Raw genomic sequence first — 14,649 nt, forward strand, 5'->3', positions numbered from 1 at the left:
GTGCGGCGTCCGGGGGCAATCGCGCGTCCCCGCCCGTGCGCGCTGTCCGAGCGGTGTCGCTGAGAGTTCTGGATCGCAGCTCAAGGTCAGCGGCCGATGCGGGTGCAGGAGGGCGGTTTCGCAGTCGCGCGCAGGGCGTGAGCAGCGCGCGCACGCGACAGCGGGCCCCCGGTCGATGAACCGGGGGCCCGCTGTCTGACGAGTCTGACCGTCGGTGACGGCTCAGGCTCTACTCCGAGTCCGCCTCCCAGGCGACCTCGTCGATGCGTGACGGCACGTTGTTCTCGTCGTACTGCCACACGCCGATGAGCGCCGAGGTCGGGTCGTTGTTCTCGTCGAACGGACCCGAGGCCGACAGCGCCTGGTAGGCGATGGTCTCGCCGGACTCGATGAGGTCGGCGCACTCGGACCAACCGGTGCACTCCGTGCCACCGTCAGCACCCGACACCGAGGCCATGTTGTCCTTGATGACGTCCGGGTCGGACGAGCCACCCTGCAGCGCCGCGAGGGCGACCAGCATGACCGCGTCGTAGGACTCGTTCGCGTACGACACGTCCGTCAGCGTCTCGCCGGCGGCCTCGTCGAGGCGAGCCTTGAACTCGTCGGTGGGAGCGGAGCCGGGGATCGTGCCCTTGCCGCCCTCGAGGGTGCCGGGCTCGAACGACTCCGACCAGTCCGACGTGTTGCCGTCGGACATGTAGACCTTGGACATGTCGTAGCCGGCGCTGTCGATCTGAGGGATGATCTGGGCGGTCACGTCGAACGCGATCATCAGGATCGCGTCGGGGTTGGTCGCCAGAGCGCCCTCGACGTTCGCGGCGAAGTTGCCGCCAGCAGGGTCGATCTCCTCGCCGGACGTGCCGTAGGTGATCGTTCCGCCGGCGCCCTCGACACGCTCCTGGACCACGTCCCTGAACGACACGCCGTAGTCGTCGCCCTGGACGAGGATCGCGATGTTCTGCGCGCCATCCTGCATCATCAGGTCGGCGACGGCGGCGCCCTGGGCGGTGTCCGGCGGAGCGGTCCTGAAGTAGTAGTCGGAGTAGCCGCTGAGCGACGTCGACGTGTTGGCGGGCGAGACCATCACGATCCCGGCCGCGTCGACGTCGTCGATGACGAGCAGCGTCGATGCCGACGACGCGGCACCGATGATCGCGGAGACCTCCGCGTTCACGAGCTCCGTGATCGACTGGTCACCGATCGAGGGGTTGTTCGCGTCGTGCGAGTCCGTGTGGAGGATCTCGACGTCGGAGCCGAAGACGCCGCCGGCCTCGTTGATCTCGTCGATAGCCACGTCCACACCGGCGATCTCAGGCGGGCCCAGGAACGCGAGGGTTCCGGTGATCGGCAGGAAGCTGCCGATCTTCAACGGGTCGCCCGTCGCGCCTGTCTCGTTCCCCGTCCCGTCGGTCGGATCGCCTTCGCTGCCGTCGTCAGACGAGCAGGCAGCGAGGGCGAGCGAGGCGGCGGCCGCGAAAGCCGCGCCGCGCGCGATGGTGTTCCATCGTGCCATGGTTGTTCCCTCCACACCGGCGGGTTCTCCGCCAGTCAAGAGGCCCCGGGGACGGTCCCCGGTGGCCTTAGGGATCACCGTAGCGAAAGCACATTTCTTCTGTGCGTCTCAAGCATCACGATTTTGTGACCTGGCGCCGCCGTTTCGGCCAGTTTGAGCATTCCGCACCCCCGTGCAACGCGCGAAACGTGCGCGGCAGGGCTACTTCTTCGCGCTGCCCATCTGGTCGATGACGGCCTCGGCGACCTCGCGCATGGTGAGGCGGCGGTCCATCGACGTCTTCTGGATCCAGCGGAAGGCCTCGGGCTCGTTGAGCCGCATGTTCTCCATCAGCAGGCCCTTGGCGCGCTCCACCTTCTTGCGGGTCTCCATGCGCTCGGTGATGTCGGCGATCTCCGACTCGAGCGCGCGGATCTCCGCGAACCGCGACGCGGCGATCTCCACGGCCGGTAGCAGATCGGCCGGCGTGAAGGGCTTGACGACGTAGGCCATCGCGCCGGCGTCGCGGGCGCGCTCGACGAGCTCGGTCTGGCTGAAGGCGGTGAGCAGGACCACCGGCGCCACACGCTCCGCCGCGATCTTCTCGGCAGCGGTGATGCCGTCCATGACGGGCATCTTGATATCCATGACGACGACGTCGGGCTCGTGCTCGATGGCGAGCGCCACGCCCTCCTCGCCATTGGCCCCCTCGCCCACGACGTCGTAGCCGGCCTCGGTGAGGGTCTCGACGATGTCCATGCGGATGAGGGCCTCGTCCTCCGCCACCACCGCGCGGCGCTTCTTGGCTACGGCGGGCTCGGCGACGGGAGGGGTGTCGTTCGTGTCAGTCACACCCCCAGCCTACTGAACATCAGGCGACTTGACCCAACCGGCGCATCGGCGCCGCGGTGTCACCGCGGCGAGCGCGCAGCCGCTAGCCTTGGTTCGCCGCCCCGATAGCCCAACTGGCAGAGGCAAACGGCTCAAACCCGTTCCAGTGTGGGTTCGAATCCCACTCGGGGCACGGAGCGCATCAGCGCCGATGCGCTCATCACCGTGGTCACGACCGTCACCACGGCGCGAGAACGGAGGGCACCCATGGCTTCACATGTCACGCGCCACATCGCGCTCGTCGCGCACGATCACAAGAAGGACGACCTGCTCGCGTGGGCGACCTTCAACCGCGGCTCGCTGTCGGAGCACTCCCTCTATGCGACGGGCACCACCGGCGCCATGCTCGCGAACGCCCTCAAGCTGCCGATCCACCGGTTCCTGTCCGGCCCCATCGGCGGCGATCAGCAGATCGGCGCTCGTATCGCCGAGGGCGGCATCGACCTGCTCATCTTCCTGTGGGACCCGCTCGAGGCCCAGCCGCACGATCCGGACGTGAAGGCGCTGCTGAGACTGGGAACCGTGTGGAACATCCCCATGGCCACCAACCTCGCGACCGCGGACTACATCATCGCCTCTCCCCTGTTCCGCGCGGAGTACGAGCGCGCGGCGCCGCAGCTGCCCCCGCGCGATCCCGACCAGTTCGGCCGTCCGGGAGCCACGTCCTGACAGACGGCTGCGGCCCGCCACCTGCAAGAGCAGGTCACGGGCCGCCGTCGCGTGAGCCGATCGAGGCTGCTGTCAGCCGCGCACCTGTCCGACCTTGTGGACGAAGATGGAGTTCGTGGTGCCGGGCACGCCCACCGGGGTGCCCGAGACCACCACGACGTACTCGCCGTCGGACGCCATCTCGTTCTTCTTGAGGTACGAGTCCACCAGGTTGACCATGTCGTCCGTCGAGTCGACGCGATCCACGAGCGCCGCACGCACGCCCCAGCTGAGCGCCAGCCGCTTCTGGGTCTTCGCGTCCGGCGTGAAGGCCAGCATGGGCACGCTTGGGCGCAGGCGCGCCATGCGCAGCGCCGAGTCACCCGACTGCGTGAACGTGATGATGTACTTGATGTCCAGGACCTCCGCGATCTCCGCGGCCGCGTGAGTCACGGCGCCGCCGCGCGTCTTCGGCGTCGTGAGGAACGGCGCGATGCGGGTGAAGCCCTTCTCCTCCGTGTTGCGCACGATGCGCGCCATGGTCTCCACGGTCACGATCGGGAAATCGCCCACGGAGGTCTCGCCGGAGAGCATCACGGCGTCCGTGCCGTCGAGGATCGCGTTCGCGCAGTCCGACGTCTCGGCGCGCGTGGGCACCGGTGAGTGCGTCATCGACTCCAGCACCTGGGTCGCGACGATCACGGGCTTGGCGTTGGCGCGGCACAGCTCGATGGCGCGCTTCTGGACCAGCGGCACCTCCTCGAGGGGCAGCTCGACGCCGAGGTCGCCGCGCGCGACCATGATGCCGTCGAACGCGTCCACGATCTCCTCGAGGTTGTCGACGGCCTGAGGCTTCTCGACCTTGGCGACCACGGGGATCGTGATGCCCTCCTCGGCCATGATGCGTGCGACGTCCTCGTAGTCCTTCGCGGAGCGCACGAAGGACAGCGCGATGAAGTCGGCGCCGATGCCCAGGCCCCAGCGCAGGTCGTCCTCGTCCTTCTCCGACAGCGCGGGCACGGAGACCGCGACCCCGGGAAGGTTGATGCCCTTGTTGTTGGACACCGGGCCCGGCACGATGACCTTGGTGACGACGTCGGTGCCGTCGACGATCTCCGTGACCTCGAGGCGAACCTTGCCATCGTCGATGAGGAGCGTGTCGCCGGGCGAGCAGTCGCCCGGCAGCCCCTTGAACGTGGTGCCGCAGATGTCCTTGGTGCCTTCGACGTCACGCGTCGTGATGGTGAACACGTCGCCGACCGCGAGCTCGTGGGGGCCGTCGGCGAACTTCTCGAGCCTGATCTTTGGCCCCTGCAGGTCGACCAGCACGGCGACGTTGCGGCCGGCCTCGTCGGCAGCCTGGCGAACGTTGGCGTAGACCCGCTCGTGCTCCTCCGTCGAGCCGTGCGAGCGGTTGATGCGGGCCACATCCATGCCTGCCGCGACGAGCAGGCGCATGTTCTCGATGGAGGCCGTGGCAGGGCCGATGGTGCAGACGATCTTTGCGTTTCGCATGTTCTCCAACTTAGTGGGTGTGGCGCAGACGCGCCTCGGAATCTAGGCCCGGATCGCCTGCGTGTGAGCGGTGACCGGAGAGGGCAGCTCCGTGCTGCCCAGCAGGTACTCGTCGATCGCCGCGGCGGCCGCGCGGCCCTCCGCGATGGCCCACACCACGAGCGAGGCGCCGCGCCCCGCGTCCCCGGCGACGAACACGCCGTCGACGTTGGTGGCGTAGTCGGCGCCGCGCTGGAACTGGCCGCGGTCGGTGATCGCCACGCCGGACTGCGACTGGATCTCCTCGGTCTCGGGACCGGTGAATCCCATGGCGATGAGCACCAGGTCCGCCGGCACCTCGCGCTCGGTGCCGGGAGTCGGCGTGCGCGAGCCGTCGGGGTTGTACTGCGTGGTCGCGACCTTGAGCGAGCGCACGTGGCCGTGCTCGTCGCCGACGAACTCGACGGTCGACGCGAGGAACTCCCGGGTGCCGCCCTCCTCGTGGCTCGACGAGATGTCGTGGACGCGCGGATCCGTGGGCCACGGCTGGCCGTCGGGCCGCTCCATGGGCAGCTGCTTGCCGATCGCGAGCGTCGTGACGGACGCGGCGCCCTGGCGCAGCGCCGTGCCGATGCAGTCGGAGCCGGTGTCGCCGCCGCCGATCACGATCACATGCTTGCCGCGCGCGTGGACCTGGTCGGGGACCTCGTCCCCTGCCACGGCCTGGTTGCCCTGGTGCAGGTACGGCATCGCATAATGGATGCCGTCGAGGTCGCGGCCGGGGACGGGGAGGTCGCGCGGCGCCGGAGCGCCGGTCGCGACCAGGACGGCGTCGTAGCGCGCCCTCAGCTCGTCCCACGTGATGTCCTTGCCGATCTCCACGCCCGTGCGGAACCGGGTGCCCTCGGCATCCATCTGCTCGATGCGGCGCTCGATGTGCAGCTTGTCGAGCTTGAAGTCCGGCACGCCGTAGCGCAGCAGGCCGCCCAGGCGGTCGTCCTTCTCGTAGACGCGCACCGTGTGGCCCGCGCGGGTCAGCTGCTGCGCCGCCGCCAGGCCCGCCGGCCCCGAGCCCACCACCGCGATGGTCTTGCCGGTCTGGCGCTGCGGGATGTGCGGGATCACCGTGCCGCGCTCGAAGGCGTGATCGATGATCTCGACCTCGATGTTCTTGATCGTCACGGGCGGCTGATTGATGCCGAGGACGCACGAGGTCTCGCACGGAGCCGGGCAGATGCGGCCGGTGAACTCGGGGAAGTTGTTGGTGGCGTGGAGGCGCTCGATGGCGTCGTCCCACTGCCCCTCCCGCACCAGGTCGTTCCACTCGGGGATGATGTTGCCGAGCGGGCAGCCCTGATGGCAGAACGGGATGCCGCAGTCCATGCAGCGGCTCGCCTGGCGGCGCAGCGTGGGCTCGTCGCGGGTGAGGTCGTCGCGCACCTCCTTCCAGTCGAGGAGGCGCACGGGCACAGGGCGGTACGCGGGCGTCTCGCGCTCGCGATGCTTGAGGAAGCCGCGCGGATCAGCCACGGGTCACCTCCAGGAACTCGGCCCACGCGCCGGGGGCGCGCAGGTCTCCGCCGGTCGCCTCGAGCTCGGCGAGGGCGTCACGGACACGGGCATACTGGGCCGGCAGCACGCGGGTGAAGCGCGTACGAGCCTCGTCCCAATGCGTCAGCAGCTCCTTGGCGCGAGGGGACTCGGTGTAGCCGTGATGGCGCTCGAGCAGCGTCCGCACGATGGTCTCGTCCTCCGCGTCGAGCGGGCCGAGCGTCAGCTCGCCCGCCGCCAGCGCCATCGCGTTCACGCGCTCGGTGCGCAGGTCGAGCACGTACGCCGTGCCGCCCGACATGCCGGCGCCCAGGTTGCGTCCCGTGCGGCCCAGGATCACCGCGGTGCCGCCGGTCATGTACTCGAGAGCGTGATCGCCCACGCCCGCGACCACCGCGACCGCCCCGGAGTTGCGGACGAGGAATCGCTCGCCCACCTGCCCGCGCAGGAAGATCTCCCCGTCGGTCGCGCCATAGCCGATGACGTTGCCCGCGATCACGTCCTTCGAGTCATCCATCATCGACTCGCGGTGCGGGCGCACGATCACGCGGCCGCCCGACAGCCCCTTGGCAACGTAGTCGTTGCCGTCGCCCACGAGTCGCAGCGTGATCCCCTTGGGCACGAAGGCACCGAAGGACTGCCCGGCGGAGCCGGTGAAGGTGATGTCGATGGTGCCGTCCGGCAGTCCCTCGCCGCGGTAGCGCTTGGTCACCTCGTGCCCGAGCATGGTGCCGACGGTGCGGTTGACGTTGCGGATCGGCACGTCGAACGCGACGGGCTCCCTGCTCTCGAGGGCGGGCTCGCAGCGCTTGATCAGCTCCTGGTCGAGCGCGACCTCGAGGCCGTGATCCTGAGTGGTGGCGCTGATGAGCGCCCGGCCGGGCTCGGGACGCGCGAGGATGGGCGCGAGATCGAGGCCAGACGCCTTCCAGTGCTCGATGGCCTGGCGCGCATCCAGCGCCTCGACATGGCCCACGGCCTCGGCGATGGTGCGGAAGCCCAGGGCGGCGAGGTGCTCGCGCACCTGCTCGGCGATGAACTCGAAGAACGTCACGACGAAGTCCACCTGGCCGGTGAAGCGCGAACGCAGCTCGGGGTTCTGCGTCGCCACCCCCACCGGGCAGGTGTCGAGGTGGCACACGCGCATCATGATGCAGCCCTCGACCACCAGCGGGGCGGTCGCGAAGCCGAACTCCTCGGCACCCAGCAGCGCCGCGATGACGACGTCGCGGCCGGTCTTCATCTGGCCGTCGACCTGGACCACGATGCGGTCGCGCAGGTCGTTGAGCACCAGGGTCTGCTGCGTGTCAGCGAGGCCGATCTCCCAGGGCGCGCCTGCATGCTTGAGCGAGTTGAGAGGGCTTGCGCCGGTGCCGCCGTCCTGTCCCGAGATCAGCACCACGTCGGACTTGCACTTCGCCACGCCCGCCGCGATGGTGCCGACGCCCACCTCCGACACCAGCTTGGTGTGGATGCGAGCCTGCGGGTTCGCGTTCTTGAGGTCGTGGATGAGCTGCTTGAGGTCCTCGATCGAGTAGATGTCGTGGTGCGGCGGGGGCGAGATGAGGCCCACGCCAGGGGTCGAGTGCCGTGTCTCCGCGACCCAGGGGTACACCTTGTTGCCGGGCAGCTGGCCGCCCTCGCCCGGCTTGGCGCCCTGCGCGAGCTTGATCTGGATGTCGTCCGCGTTCACCAGGTACTCGCTGGTCACGCCGAAGCGGCCCGAGGCGACCTGCTTGATCGAGCTGCGGCGCTCCGGGTCGTAGAGGCGCTCGGGCGACTCGCCGCCCTCGCCGGTGTTGGACCGTCCGCCCAACCGATTCATCGCGATGGCGAGGGTCTCGTGAGCCTCGGCGGAGATCGAGCCATACGACATGGCGCCCGTGTTGAAGCGCTTGACGATCTCGCTCACGGGCTCGACCTCGTCGATCGAGATGGGCTCGCGGTCGGACGCGAACTCGAGCAGCCCGCGCAGCGTCATCAGGCGCTTGGCCTGGCCGTCGACGCGATCCGTGTACTCGCGGAACACGTCGTAGCGGCGCGAACGCGTCGCGTGCTGGAGGGTGAAGACCGTGTGCGGGTCGAACAGGTGCTCCTCGCCGTCGCGGCGCCACTGGTACTCACCGCCGGACTTGAGGCGCTGGTGAGGCGGCAGCTCGCCCGAGGGCGGGTACGCATCGGCGTGGCGCAGCGCGACCTCCTGCGCGATCACGTCGATACCCACGCCGTCGATCTGGCTGGGGGTCCCCACGAAGTGGCGGCCCACGAACTCGCGCGACAGCCCGATGGCCTCGAACACCTGCGCCCCACGGTAGGAGGCGATGGTCGAGATGCCCATCTTGGACATGATCTTCAGCACGCCCTTGCCGAGCGCCTTGATGAGGTTGCGCACCGCCTGGTGACCAGTGACGTCTCCGAGGTAGCCGCGCTGGGCCATCTCCTCGACGGTCTCCATGGCCAGGTAGGGGTTGACTGCGGCGCAGCCGTAGCCGATCAGCAGCGCGACGTGGTGCACCTCGCGCACGTCCCCCGCCTCGACGATGAGCGAGGCACGGGTCCGCGAGTGGTTGCGGACCAGGTGGTGATGCACGGCCGATGTCATGAGCAGCGACGGGATGGGCGCGAAGTCCTGGTTCGAGTCGCGGTCGGACAGGACGATGAAGGACACGCCCTCCTTGATGGCCTGATCGACCTCGTCGAAGATGTCCGACAGCCGGCGCTCGAGCCCCTCGTGACCGTCGCGCACCCGATACAGGCCGCGGATCTTGCGAGCCGAGAACACGCCACGCAGGCTCGGATCGGCGTCGATGTGGAGGATCTTGGCGAGCTCGTCGTTGTCGATCACGGGGAAGTCGAGCAGGATCTTGCGGGCGTGCTCCGGCGTGGCCTCGAGCAGGTTGGGCTCGGGCCCGATCGCGCCGCCGATCGCCGTGACGATCTCCTCGCGGATCGAGTCCAGGGGCGGGTTGGTGACCTGCGCGAACATCTGCGTGAAGTAGTCGAACAGCAGGCGGGGGCGGCTCGACAGCACCGCGATGGGGGTGTCGGAGCCCATGGCTCCCAGCGGCTCGAGGCCCTCGCGAGCCATGGGGCCGAGCAGCTTCTTGAGCTCCTCCTCCGTGTATCCGAACGCGCGCTGACGGCGCTTGACGGAGGCGCGCGAGTGGACCACGTGCTCGCGGTCGGGCACGTCCGCGAGGCGCACGGCGTTGTCCCGCACCCAGTCCTCGTACGGGTGCTCGGCGGCGAGCTTGGACTTGATCTCCTCGTCCTCGACGATGCGTCCTGCCTTGGTGTCGACCAGCAGCATGCGACCTGGCTGCAGGCGACCCTTACGCACCACCTTCGCGGGGTCGATGTCGAGCAGCCCGGCCTCGGAGCCCGCGATCACCAGGCCGTCGTCGGTGAGCCAGAACCGGCCCGGACGCAGCCCGTTGCGGTCGAGCGTGGCGCCGATCACCGTGCCGTCGGTGAAGTGCAGCGCGGCGGGACCGTCCCAGGCCTCCATGAGCGCCGAGTGGTACTCGTAGAACGCGCGCCTGGCGGGATCCATCTCGTCGTTGTTCTGCCATGCCTCGGGCATCATCATCAGCACGGCGTGCGGCAGCGAGCGACCGCCCAGGTGGAGCAGCTCGAGCACCTCGTCGAAGGACGCGGTGTCCGACGCCGAGGGCGTGCAGATGGGCATCAGGTCCGCCATGTCCCCCAGCAGCTCGGAGGACATGGTGCCCTCGCGCGCGGTGATCCAGTTGCGGTTGCCCTGCACCGTGTTGATCTCGCCATTGTGCGCGATGCCTCGCAGGGGCTGCGCGAGGGGCCAGGAGGGGAAGGTGTTGGTCGAGAAGCGCGAGTGCACGAGCGCGAGCTCGGACTCGAAGAGCTCGTGCGTCACGTCGGGGAAGACCTGCTCGAGCTGGTAGGTCGTGAGCATGCCCTTGTAGGTCAGGGTGCGACTCGACAGCGAGGCGAAGAACGGGCCGCCGGCCTTCTCCGCGCGCTTGCGCACGCGGTAGATGCGGCGGTCGAGGTCGATCCCGCGCAGGTCGTCGGCCACGAGGAACACCTGGCGGAACGTCGGCATCGCCGCGCGCGCCGACGGGCCCAGCGGCTCGGGGTTGACCGGCACGTCGCGCCAACCGAGCACGCGTGCGCCCTCCGCCGTGGCGGCGTCCTCGAAGACGCGCACCTCCGCGTCCTCCGCGCCTGGCGTGAGGAAGGCGATGCCGACGGCGTAGGCGCCCACCTCGGGCAGCTCGAAGTCGACCACCGAGCGCAGGAACCGGTCCGGGACCTGCGTGAGGATTCCTGCGCCGTCGCCGGTCTCGGTCTCGGCGCCCACGGCGCCGCGGTGCTCGAGGTTCTTGAGGGCCGTCAGTCCGTTGTCGACGATGTCCCGGCCCGGCGTGCCGCGCAGGGTCGCCACGAAGGCGACACCGCACGCGTCGTGCTCGAACGCGGGGTCGTACAGCCCCTTCTGGGGCTGGTGAACGCGGAACTGCGCGGCCATCACACCGTCCTTAGCCGTCCTCGGGGCATGCCGAGGACTCGTTGGTTTCGGGGCGCCGTCGACCCGGGTACACACGGGAGTTCAGAGTACCGCGTCTAGGCACGAGGTAAAGAATCGCCTATGACTTCCCCTGGCTTGTGGCCTGGTCGTCGTCCTCGGTCTCTGGGGCCGGTCGGGCCGATGCGGGTTCGGGCACCACCGTGCCCTCGCCTTCGCCGTCGTCCAGCATAGTGGCGGCGCCGGGCTGCTCGTCACCGTCGCCGTACTCGGCGGCAACCCCGCTCGAGCCCGCCGGCGCATCGGCGCTGCGGACGTCACTCGCGCCCCTCGCTCCGTCCGCGCCGACCCGGGCGGCGAGCAGATGGCGCGGAACGGGGTCGACGATCGACCGTTGACGGACACCGAGGAGCACGAACATCGCGACGCCGAGCGCGAGCACCGCGATCGAGACCCACACGTTGATGCGCAGGCCGCCCACGGTGACCGCGGTGTCGATGCGCACGGTCTCGATCCACAGCCGGCCGGACACGTAGACGATCACGTAGAGCCAGAACACCCGTCCGCCGCGCAGGTCGTAGCGCTTGTCGAGCCAGATGATGAGCACGGCGCCGGCGACGTTCCACAGCAGCTCGTACAGGAACGTCGGCTGGAAGGTGGCGTACTGCTCGTAGCCCTCCGGCCGGAACGCTGGATCGATCTCGAGCGCCCACGGCACATCGGTGGGTCGGCCGAACAGCTCCTGGTTGAACCAGTTGCCCAGGCGCCCGATGGCCTGGGCGATCAGGACCGCGGGCGCAGCAGCGTCAGCGAAGGCGGTGAACGACGCTCCGTGGCGGCGAGCGCCGATGTACGCGCCGAGCGCACCGAGCGCGACCGCGCCCCAGATGCCCAGCCCGCCGTTCCAGATCTCGAACGCGGCCCACGGGTCGCCGCCCTCGCCAAAATATGGTCCCGGGGTCGAGATGACGTGATAGATCCGACCGCCGATGATCCCGAACGGGATCGCCCACAGCGCGATCTCACCCACCGTCTCGGCCTCGCCGCCGCGCTCGACCCAGCGACGCGTGGTCAGCCACAGCGCGAAGAAGATGCCAGCGAGGATGAACAGTGCGTACGCGTGGATCGTCAGGGGGCCGATGTCGAACGACTGCCACGCGGCCGGTGGGCTCGGTATCGACGTCGTCACTGGCGTGCCTCCCTCACTCCGGCGGCGAGCTGCGCGACGCGCTCGCGCAGCGTCTCGATGCCCTCGTCGGGCGTGTCCGCCTCCGCGAGGATGCGCACCAGAGCCGTGCCGACGATGACGCCGTCCGCGTAGCGGCCGATCTCCGCCGCGTGCTCGCGCGTCGACACACCCACGCCCACGCACACCTTGGGTGCGCCGGCCTCCCGGGCCTCGCTGACCACGCGCTCCGCCGCGTCGCCCACCGCCGCCCGCTCGCCGGTCACTCCCATGAGCGGCGTGGCGTACACGAATCCGCGGGACGCCGCTGCGGTGAGGTGCATCCGCTCGGTGGTGGTCGAGGGCGCCACCAGGAAGATCGTGTCCAGGTCGACGGCGCGCGCGGCGGCGATCCAGTCCTCGCCGGCGTCCGGCGTCAGATCCGGGGTGATGACTCCTGATCCGCCCGCCGCGACCATGTCCGCCGCGAACCGGTCCAGCCCGTACTGCAGCATCGGGTTGAAGTAGGACATCACTACCGGCTCGCCGCCGGCCTCGCGGACCGCGCGCACGGCGGCGAAGGCGTCCTTGAGACGCACGCCGCGCTCGAGCGCCTGGGCGACGGCCAGCTGGATGACGGGGCCATCCAGCACAGGGTCCGAGTATGGCGGGCCGATCTCGACGACGTCGGCGCCCGCCTCGACCATCGCGACCATCGCGCGGATGGACGTGTCGACGTCAGGAAAACCCACGGGCAGGTAGCACACCAGCGCTGCGCGCCCCTCAGCGTTGATCGCGTCGAGGCGATCGGACAGCGCGCTCACTCGCCCTCGCCCTCGACATCGCGGCTACCAGGCAGCATGTCGAACCACCGCGCCGCCTGCTCGACGTCCTTGTCGCCGCGGCCTGAGAGCGTCACGAGCAGCGTCGCGCCCGGGCCGAACTCCCGGCCCAGCTTCAGCGCACCCGCGAGGGCGTGGCTCGACTCGATCGCCGGCAGGATCCCCTCGGTGCGGCTGAGCAGCCGGAAGGCGTCCATGGCCTCGGCGTCGGTGACGGGCCAGTACTCGGCGCGCCCGATCTCGGACAGATACGCGTGCTGGGGCCCGACCCCCGGGTAGTCGAGGCCCGCGGAGATGGAGTGGGACGGCTGCGTCTGGCCTTCGTCGTCCTGCAGGATGTACGACCGGGAGCCGTGCAGCACCCCCGCGTGGCCGCCGGTGAGCGTCGCGGCGTGGCGTCCCGTGTCGACGCCGTCGCCAGCCGCCTCGCAGCCGATCAGGCGCACGCCCTCGTCGTCGAGGAACGCGTCGAAGGAGCCGATCGCGTTGGAGCCGCCGCCCACGCAGGCGAGCACGGCGTCTGGCAGCGTGCCGAGCGCGAGCATCTGCTCGCGGGCCTCGACCGAGATGACCCGCTGCAGGTCGCGCACCATCGCCGGGAAGGGGTGCGGCCCGGCCGCGGTGCCGAACACGTAGTTGGTGGTGCCGACGTTGGTGACCCAGTCGCGGAAGGCCTCGTTGATCGCGTCGCGCAGGGTGCGGGTGCCGGTCCTCACGGGGATGACCTCGGCGCCCAGCAGTCGCATGCGCGCCACGTTGAGGGCCTGACGCTCGGTGTCCTCCTCGCCCATGTAGATCACGCACTCGAGGTCCATGAGCGCGGCCGCCGTGGCCGTGGCCACGCCGTGCTGGCCGGCGCCGGTCTCCGCGATCACCCTGGTCTTGCCGATGCGCTTGGTCAGCAGCGCCTGACCCAGCACGTTGTTGATCTTGTGGGAACCCGTGTGGTTGAGGTCCTCGCGCTTGAGGTAGACCGTCGCTCCCCCGGCGTGGCGCGCGAAGCGCGGCACCTCCGTGATGATGCTGGGCCGGCCGGTGTAGTCGCGAGCGAGCCGGTCGAGCTCCTCACCGAAGGTGGGATCGACGCGAGCCTTGTCATAGGCGTCCGTGAGCTCGTCGAGCGCCGCCATGAGCGCCTCGGGAACGAACCGGCCTCCGAACGCGCCGAAGAACGGCCCGGGGGCGCGCTGGAGAGACTCCGTCACGGACGCACCGCCCGGAGCGCGGGGTGGGCGCCAGCGGCGACCATCTCCGCCACAGCCGTGCGGGGGTCCTTGTCCTTGACGAGCGCCTCGCCCACGAGCACCGCATCGGCGCCCATGCGCGCGTACTCGACCACGTCGTGGCCGTCGCGTATGCCCGACTCGGCGACGCGCACGATCCCCGCAGGGATCGTGGGGGCGACGCGAGCGAAGGTGTGGCGGTCGACCTCGAGCGTCTTGAGGTTGCGGGCGTTGACGCCGATGACGCGCGCGCCCGCGTCAGCGGCGCGCTTGACCTCCTCCTCGTCGTGCACCTCGACGAGGGCGGTCATGCCCAGCGAGTGCACGCGCTCGGTGAGGCTCTCGAGGGCCATCTGGTCGAGCGCGGCGACGATGAGCAGCACCACGTCCGCGCCATGGGCACGCGCCTCCCACACCTGGTACGGCGTGACGATGAAGTCCTTGCGCAGTATCGGGATGTCGACCTTCGCGCGCACCGCGTCGAGGTCGGCGAGCGAGCCGCCGAACCGGCGCTCCTCCGTGAGCACAGAGATCACCGTCGCGCCTCCGGCCTCGTACTCGGTCGCGAGCGAGGCGGGATCGGTGATCGGTGCGAGGTCGCCCTTCGAGGGGCTCGAGCGCTTGACCTCGGCGATCACGGAGACCTCGTCCGAGGCCAGCATGGCCCGCGCGTCGAGCGCCCCCGGCAGACGTGCCGCGCGCTCCTTGAGGGCGTCCATCGAGGTATCCGCCTGACGGGTCGCCAAATCCTCGCGCACGCCGGCGACGATGCTCTCCAGAACGCTCATTCCCTGCCCCCGTCCATGGCGACCATGCTACCGCCGGAGCCGAGGCCGCAG

Annotated in this window: 10 protein-coding genes and 1 tRNA gene; 2 read left to right on the forward strand and 9 right to left on the reverse strand. The window is 69.8% G+C overall.

All coding sequences use genetic code 11. The annotated features are described in order from the left end of the window. Nucleotides 1-229 precede the first annotated feature (229 nt). Entirely contained in the window at nt 230-1,513 is a 1,284-nt protein-coding gene (locus tag B7K22_RS09910) for an ABC transporter substrate-binding protein (protein ID WP_084040099.1), read from the reverse strand. Between the two features lie 201 nt (nt 1,514-1,714). Then, nucleotides 1,715-2,344 carry an ANTAR domain-containing response regulator gene (locus tag B7K22_RS09915; protein WP_084040100.1) on the reverse strand — a complete coding sequence of 210 codons (630 nt, stop codon included), beginning with the start codon at nt 2,342-2,344 and terminating at the stop codon, nt 1,715-1,717. 98 nt (nt 2,345-2,442) lie between these two features. Here B7K22_RS09915 and B7K22_RS09920 point away from each other — a divergent pair. Then, nucleotides 2,443-2,516: transfer RNA gene (locus B7K22_RS09920), tRNA-Leu, on the forward strand. Between the two features lie 74 nt (nt 2,517-2,590). Further along, complete coding sequence (locus tag B7K22_RS09925; RefSeq protein WP_084040480.1) at nt 2,591-3,052, forward strand: methylglyoxal synthase; 462 nt, start codon at nt 2,591-2,593, stop codon at nt 3,050-3,052. 72 nt (nt 3,053-3,124) lie between these two features. Here B7K22_RS09925 and pyk read toward each other — a convergent pair whose 3' ends face one another. The 7 genes from pyk to trpC all read right to left on the reverse strand — a co-directional run bounded on the left by pyk (nt 3,125) and on the right by trpC (nt 14,598). Next, entirely contained in the window at nt 3,125-4,546 is a 1,422-nt protein-coding gene (pyk, locus tag B7K22_RS09930; protein WP_084040101.1) for a pyruvate kinase, read from the reverse strand. A gap of 42 nt (nt 4,547-4,588) precedes the next feature. Then, a complete protein-coding gene (locus B7K22_RS09935) occupies nt 4,589-6,055 on the reverse strand; it encodes a glutamate synthase subunit beta (RefSeq protein WP_084040102.1) in 1,467 nt (488 codons plus the stop codon). Further along, a complete protein-coding gene (gene gltB / locus B7K22_RS09940; protein ID WP_084040103.1) occupies nt 6,048-10,583 on the reverse strand; it encodes a glutamate synthase large subunit in 4,536 nt (1,511 codons plus the stop codon). Before gltB ends, B7K22_RS09935 begins: the two co-directional genes overlap by 8 nt. Before the next feature lie 118 nt (nt 10,584-10,701). Then, nucleotides 10,702-11,769, reverse strand: a complete 1,068-nt coding sequence (gene lgt, locus B7K22_RS09945; RefSeq protein ID WP_084040104.1) for a prolipoprotein diacylglyceryl transferase — start codon at nt 11,767-11,769, stop codon at nt 10,702-10,704. Next, the gene (gene trpA, locus B7K22_RS09950) at nt 11,766-12,569 is read right to left on the reverse strand and encodes a tryptophan synthase subunit alpha (RefSeq protein ID WP_084040105.1); all 804 of its coding nucleotides are present in this window, start codon (nt 12,567-12,569) and stop codon (nt 11,766-11,768) included. Before trpA ends, lgt begins: the two co-directional genes overlap by 4 nt. Next, nucleotides 12,566-13,792 carry a tryptophan synthase subunit beta gene (gene trpB, locus B7K22_RS09955; protein WP_084040106.1) on the reverse strand — a complete coding sequence of 409 codons (1,227 nt, stop codon included), beginning with the start codon at nt 13,790-13,792 and terminating at the stop codon, nt 12,566-12,568. The genes trpA and trpB overlap by 4 nt, the downstream gene beginning before the upstream one ends. Then, nucleotides 13,789-14,598 carry an indole-3-glycerol phosphate synthase TrpC gene (gene trpC, locus B7K22_RS09960; protein WP_084040107.1) on the reverse strand — a complete coding sequence of 270 codons (810 nt, stop codon included), beginning with the start codon at nt 14,596-14,598 and terminating at the stop codon, nt 13,789-13,791. The genes trpB and trpC overlap by 4 nt, the downstream gene beginning before the upstream one ends. Nucleotides 14,599-14,649 lie beyond the last annotated feature (51 nt).

This window comes from Demequina sp. NBRC 110053 (assembly GCF_002090095.1).
Taxonomy (GTDB): Bacteria; Actinomycetota; Actinomycetes; order Actinomycetales; family Demequinaceae; genus Demequina.